Consider the following 5,453-nt stretch of genomic DNA (forward strand, 5'->3'; position numbering starts at 1 on the left):
GACGACCATCGCGTTGATCCCGTACAGAAGCAGGTTCCCGGCAAGCGGATGACGCAAAAAGGGATTGACTAACCAAGGCCCGTTACAGAAGCCCGGATGGAGCGAAAGCGTAATCCGGGATTCTTGGACGCGGCGCGACCTGCCCCGGATTGCGCTGCGCTCCATCCGGGCTACAGGCTGCACTACATCCCTCCGCCGCGCGTGAGCAAGAACACGCCCTGCTCGCCGAACAGATTCCACACCCACCACGGCATCCGCAGCCGCAGCGGACGGCCGTAGAGATCGAGCGCCTCGGCGCGCTCCATCTTGACGTTGATGGCGTCGCAGAGCTCGACGAAATCCTTGATGGTGCAGAAATGGATGTTGGCGGTGTCGTACCAGGTCGCGGGCAGATTCTCGGTGCGCGGCATGTGGCCGCCGACCAGGAGTTGGAGCCGCATCTTCCAGAAGCCGAAATTCGGGAACGACACGATGGCCCGGCGGCCGATGCGCAGCAGATTCTCCAGCACGACCCGCGGCTGCCGCGTCGCCTGAAGCGTCTGCGACAGGATGACGTAATCGAAGGCGTCGTCGGGATAATTGACGAGATCGGTGTCGGCATCGCCCTGCACCACCGCGAGACCCTTGGCGACGCAGCGGTTGACGCCCTCGCGCGAAAGCTCGATACCGCGCCCGTCGATGCCGCGGGTCTCCAGCAGCTGGAGCAGGTCGCCCTCGCCGCAGCCGACGTCGAGGACTTTCGATCCGGGCTTGACCATCCCGGCGACCAGCAGATGGTCGGCACGAAACTGGCCGGACTGCTCCGTCGCAACGCCGCCCAGCGGCAGCACTTCCTGTACAGACATCGCTAGCCGTCCTTGGCGGTAAGTCCGCGCGCCTTGCCCGCCGATTGCAGGAAGGCGCGGGCGATATCGAAGAATTCAGGCACGTCGAGCAGGAAGGCGTCATGGCCGCGATCGGTCTCGATCTCGGCGAACGAAACCCGTGCGCTCGACGCATTCAGCGCATGCACCAGCGCGCGTGACTCCGAGGTCGGGAACAACCAGTCACTGGTAAAGGAGACCACGCAGAAACGTGTCTGGATGCCGGCGAACGCTTTGGCCAGCACGCCGCCGTGGTCGCCGGCGATGTCGAAATAATCCATCGCGCGCGTCAGATAGAGATAGGAGTTGGCGTCGAAGCGCTCGACGAAGGACGAGCCCTGGTAGCGCAGATAGCTCTCGACCTGGAAATCGGCGTCGAACGAGAAGGTCGGCAACTCGCGGTCCTGCATGCGCCGGCCGAATTTGCGATGCAGCGCCGCGTCCGAGAGATAGGTGATGTGCCCGGCCATCCGGGCGACGGCGAGGCCGCGGTGCGGCAGGGTGCCCTGTTCGAAATAGCGCCCAGCGCGCCAGTCGGGATCGGCCATCACAGCCTGGCGGCCGAGTTCGTGGAACGCGATGTTCTGCGCCGAGTGACGCGTTGCACAGGCGACCGGCAATGCCGAGAACACGCGCTCGGGATAGGCCGCGGTCCATTGCAGCACCTGCATGCCCCCCATCGAGCCACCGATGACGCACAACAGCGTATCGATGCCGAGGCGATCGAGCAGCATGGCCTGCGCACGGACCATGTCGGGAATCGTGACGACTGGAAAATCCAGTCCCCACACCTTTCCGGTTGCCGGATTGATTGAGGCCGGGCCGGTCGATCCCATGCAGCCGCCGATCACGTTCGAGCAGATGATGAAATATTTGTCGGGATCGAGCGGGCGACCGGGACCGACCATGATCTCCCACCAGCCGGCCTTGCCCGTCAGCGGATGCAGATTGGCGACATGCTGGTCGAGCGTCAGCGCATGGCAGATCAGGATCGCGTTGGAGCAATCGGCGTTGAGCTCGCCATAGGTCTGGTAGGCAATCTGGAACGGGGTGAGATCGACGCCACAATCGAGCGGCAACGGCTGGTCGGTGCTGAAATGCGCGACTTGCGAACTCGGATGATCGACCTCATGCGACCGGTCGTCGGCACTGATCGCAGGACTTGGTATCGACGTGACGCCAACCATCTCTGACCTTCGTCCTCGTTTGCGATCGGACTAGATCGCCACTGACATCAGGCCATGAAAAACCCGGCCTGAACGATAGGTTCGGCCGGGATCGAAAGTGTCCCCGGCCTGTTTAGCGAGTTTTTTAACGTGGCTGCAAGCCGGCCGGCTCAAATGACCACGGAACAGGCAAATCCTACTGGCTTGGGCTGTTTTCGTCAAGTCGCAGTCCGGATTAACCAAATTCGTCTCTGTGCCGTCAGCGGAAAAGGCCCTGAGTTCTCCTTGCATTTCTCTTTGCTTTCGCCGCCCTGACTGCCTAATCAGGACATCGATCGCAGCGGTGACGGCCTTGCCAGTTTGCCTGGCCGACCCGCATTGGAACGCCTCTCAACAGCCCCTGTCAGACATGTCCCAACGTCCGCCCGCGCCGCCATCGCTCCAGGAATTGCGCAACGAGATCGACGCGATCGACGAGGGCATGCATCGTCTCCTGATGCAGCGCGGCGACATCATCGACCGCCTGATCCAGGTGAAGCAGACCCAGGAGGTCGGCTCGGCGTTCCGCCCGGCGCGCGAGGCCGCCATGATGCGTGACCTCGTCCAGCGCCATCGCGGCATCCTGCCGCTCGACACGGTGGAGAGCATCTGGCGCGTCATCATCTCGACGTTCACCTATGTGCAGGCGCCGTTCTCCGTGCATGCCGACATCTCGGTGAGCGAGCCGGCGATGCGCGATTCCGCGCGCTTCCATTTCGGCTTCACCGTGCCCTACGTCGCGCATTTCAGCGCGCAGGCCGCGGTCGAAGCGGTGGCGAAATCCAAGGGCGACCTGGCGCTGGTCTCGGCGACCTCGAGCCGCACGCCATGGTGGCTGGAGCTGGAAGCGGACGGGGCCCCGAAGATCATCGCGCTGATGCCCTTCGTCGAGCGTGCCGACCATCCGGCCGCATTGCCAGTGTTCGCGATCTCGCGCGTCCCCGACAGCGCCCTGGTGACGGAGGTCGAAACCTTCAGCATACGTGTTTCGGGGTGGAACGCCGAGGTCGCGCGCGCCCTGTCGCCGCTCGCCGAGATCGTGGCGGTGCCCGATACCGCCTTCGACGGCGCGGCCCTGCTGGTCTCGGTCACGAGCGCAACCAGCATCGACAAAATCAGGGCTGCCCTGATCGAAGCGGGGGCCTCGGTGCGCTCCACGGCCCTCGTCGGCAGCCACGCAACGCGCTATACGGTGCCCCCGGCCGGGTCGAAATCGTAAGTCACGAGCAGCCCAGCCAATCCGGAGTTGAAGATGTCCCGCCCCGTGCCGAATCCCGGCATTCTTGATATTGCGCCCTACACGCCCGGCAAGAGCCCGGTGGCGGAGCCGGGCCGCAAGGTGTTCAAGCTCTCGGCCAATGAGACGCCGTTCGGGCCCTCGCCGAAGGCGATCGAGGCCTTCAAGAACGTGGCGACGCATCTGGAAGACTATCCGGAAGGAACCTCGCGCGTGCTGCGCGAAGCGATCGGCCGCTCCTTCGGCCTCGACCCCAACCGCATCGTCTGCGGCGCGGGCTCGGACGAGATCCTCAATCTGCTCGCCCACACCTATCTCAGCCACGGCGACGAGGCGATCTCCACCACCCACGGTTTCTTGGTCTACCCGATCGCGACCATGGCGGTCGGCGCCAGGAACGTCGTCGCAGCGGAGAAAGACTTCACCTGCGATGTCGATGCCATCCTCAAGGCGGTGACGCCGCGGACAAAGCTGGTCTGGCTCGCCAACCCCAACAATCCGACCGGCACCTATGTGCCGTTCGACGAGGTCAAGCGGCTGCGCGCCGGACTGCCGTCGCACGTGCTGCTGGTGCTGGATGCCGCTTATTCCGACTACGTCTCGCGCAACGATTATGAGATGGGGATCGAGCTCGTCGCCACCACCGAGAACACGGTGGTGACGCACACCTTCTCCAAGATCCACGGACTCGCCGCACTGCGCATCGGCTGGATGTTCGGGCCGGAGCACGTCATCGACGCCGTCAACCGCATCCGCGGTCCCTTCAACGTGTCGACGCCGGCGATGTACGCTGCCGTTGCCGCGATCGAGGACACCGCGCACCAGGCGATGTCGAAGCAGTTCACCGAGACCTGGCGCAACTGGCTGACCGAGGAGATCGCCAAGCTCGGGCTGAAGGTGACGCCCGGCGTCGCCAATTTCGTGCTGATCCACTTCCCGGAAAAGGGCAAGACCTCAGACGAGGCCGACGCCTACCTCACCAGGCGCGGGCTGGTGCTGCGCGGCTTGAAGAACTACGGCCTGCCGCATTCGCTGCGCATGACCATCGGCACCGAGGAGGCCAACCGCCTCGTCGTCGAAGCCCTGCGCGACTTCATGGCCGGCAAATGAGCACCTCACCGCACTTCCAGCGCGTCGCGCTGATCGGCTTCGGGCTGATCGGTGGATCGATCGCGCGCGCTGCGAAGCTCCAGGGGCTTGCCGGCGAGATCGTCACCACCGCGCGCTCGGAAAAAACGCGCGCGCGCGTGATGGAGCTCGGCATCGTCGACAAGGTCGTGGCGACCAATGCGGAAGCCGTGACGGATGCCGATCTCGTTGTCCTCTGCATTCCCGTCGGCGCCTGTGGGCCGGTGGCGCAGGAGATCGCGGCGCATTTGAAGTCAGGTGCGATCGTGTCCGACGTGGGCTCGGTCAAGGGCGCGATCGTCAGGGACATGGCACCGCATCTGCCTGATAACATTCATTTCGTGCCGGCGCATCCCGTCGCGGGCACCGAGCACTCGGGCCCCGATTCCGGCTTCGCCGAGCTCTTCATCAACCGCTGGTGCATTCTCACCCCGCCGGAAGGCGTCGACGCGGCGGCCACCGATCGCCTGCGTGCGTTCTGGGCGGCGATGGGCGCCAAGGTCGAGGTCATGACGCCGGATCATCATGATCTCGTGCTCGCGATCACCAGCCATCTGCCGCATCTGATCGCCTACACCATCGTCGGCACCGCCGACGAGCTGGCGCAGGTGACGGAGTCCGAGGTGATAAAATTTTCCGCCGGCGGCTTCCGCGATTTCACCCGCATCGCCGCGTCCGATCCGACGATGTGGCGCGACGTCTTCCTCGCCAACAAGGAGGCCGTGCTGGAGATGCTCGGCACCTTCACCGAGGATCTCGCAAAGCTTACGCGCGCGATCCGCCGCGGCGACGGCGAGGCGCTGTTCGATCACTTCACCCGCACCCGCGCCATCCGCCGCGGCATCGTCGAGATCGGCCAGGACTCGGCCGCGCCCGATTTCGGCCGGCCGCATGCAGCGTTGAAGAAGCAGTAGCGCTCGAGTAGATGGGGTAACGGGCCCCGGGCAGCCTTCCAGCCAAGCCGCGCTAGCTACGGCGCTATTTGTGGCGCGCGTCGCGCGGCTTGGTTGGAAGGCAAGC

At 64.7% G+C, this 5,453-nt stretch carries 6 protein-coding genes and 1 riboswitch; of the genes, 3 read left to right on the top strand and 3 right to left on the bottom strand.

From position 1 onward, the window contains the following. The 3 genes from IVA80_RS00490 to IVA80_RS00500 form a co-directional block, all read right to left on the bottom strand. Positions 1-183, bottom strand: a 183-nt coding sequence (locus tag IVA80_RS00490) for a hypothetical protein (protein ID WP_247424359.1), incomplete at its 3' end; no start/stop codon positions are given. Then, positions 183-845, bottom strand: coding sequence for a methionine biosynthesis protein MetW (gene metW / locus IVA80_RS00495; protein WP_247424363.1), 663 nt, complete (start codon positions 843-845; stop codon positions 183-185). The genes metW and IVA80_RS00490, both read right to left, overlap by 1 nt. Positions 846-847: 2 nt before the next feature. Continuing rightward, positions 848-2,050 carry a homoserine O-acetyltransferase gene (locus IVA80_RS00500; protein WP_247424365.1) on the bottom strand — a complete coding sequence of 401 codons (1,203 nt, stop codon included), beginning with the start codon at positions 2,048-2,050 and terminating at the stop codon, positions 848-850. 91 nt (positions 2,051-2,141) lie between these two features. Further along, positions 2,142-2,221: riboswitch (SAM riboswitch) on the bottom strand. 217 nt (positions 2,222-2,438) lie between these two features. Between IVA80_RS00500 and IVA80_RS00505 the strand changes: the two genes are divergently transcribed. Genes IVA80_RS00505 through IVA80_RS00515 form a run of 3 tightly spaced genes read left to right on the top strand, consistent with a single transcriptional unit; the run spans position 2,439 to position 5,347 of the window. Further along, complete coding sequence (locus tag IVA80_RS00505; protein ID WP_247424368.1) at positions 2,439-3,287, top strand: chorismate mutase; 849 nt, start codon at positions 2,439-2,441, stop codon at positions 3,285-3,287. A 33-nt stretch (positions 3,288-3,320) separates the two neighbouring features. Next, positions 3,321-4,415 (top strand): histidinol-phosphate transaminase, encoded by a 1,095-nt coding sequence (gene hisC / locus IVA80_RS00510; RefSeq protein ID WP_247424369.1) that lies wholly within the window; start codon positions 3,321-3,323, stop codon positions 4,413-4,415. Further along, a complete protein-coding gene (locus IVA80_RS00515) occupies positions 4,412-5,347 on the top strand; it encodes a prephenate/arogenate dehydrogenase family protein (RefSeq protein WP_247424372.1) in 936 nt (311 codons plus the stop codon). The genes hisC and IVA80_RS00515 overlap by 4 nt, the downstream gene beginning before the upstream one ends. Positions 5,348-5,453 lie beyond the last annotated feature (106 nt).

Origin of the sequence: Bradyrhizobium sp. 139, from assembly GCF_023074175.1 — a bacterium.
Taxonomy (GTDB): Bacteria; Pseudomonadota; Alphaproteobacteria; order Rhizobiales; family Xanthobacteraceae; genus Bradyrhizobium.

What these genes read in the sequence shown, in the direction of transcription:
- metW (WP_247424363.1), bottom strand. Translation starts at nt 845, where the DNA reads ATGTCTGTACAGGAAGTGCTGCCGCTGGGCGGCGTTGCGACGGAGCAG.
- IVA80_RS00500 (WP_247424365.1), bottom strand. Translation starts at nt 2,050, where the DNA reads ATGGTTGGCGTCACGTCGATACCAAGTCCTGCGATCAGTGCCGACGAC.
- IVA80_RS00505 (WP_247424368.1), top strand. Translation starts at nt 2,439, where the DNA reads ATGTCCCAACGTCCGCCCGCGCCGCCATCGCTCCAGGAATTGCGCAAC.
- hisC (WP_247424369.1), top strand. Translation starts at nt 3,321, where the DNA reads ATGTCCCGCCCCGTGCCGAATCCCGGCATTCTTGATATTGCGCCCTAC.
- IVA80_RS00515 (WP_247424372.1), top strand. Translation starts at nt 4,412, where the DNA reads ATGAGCACCTCACCGCACTTCCAGCGCGTCGCGCTGATCGGCTTCGGG.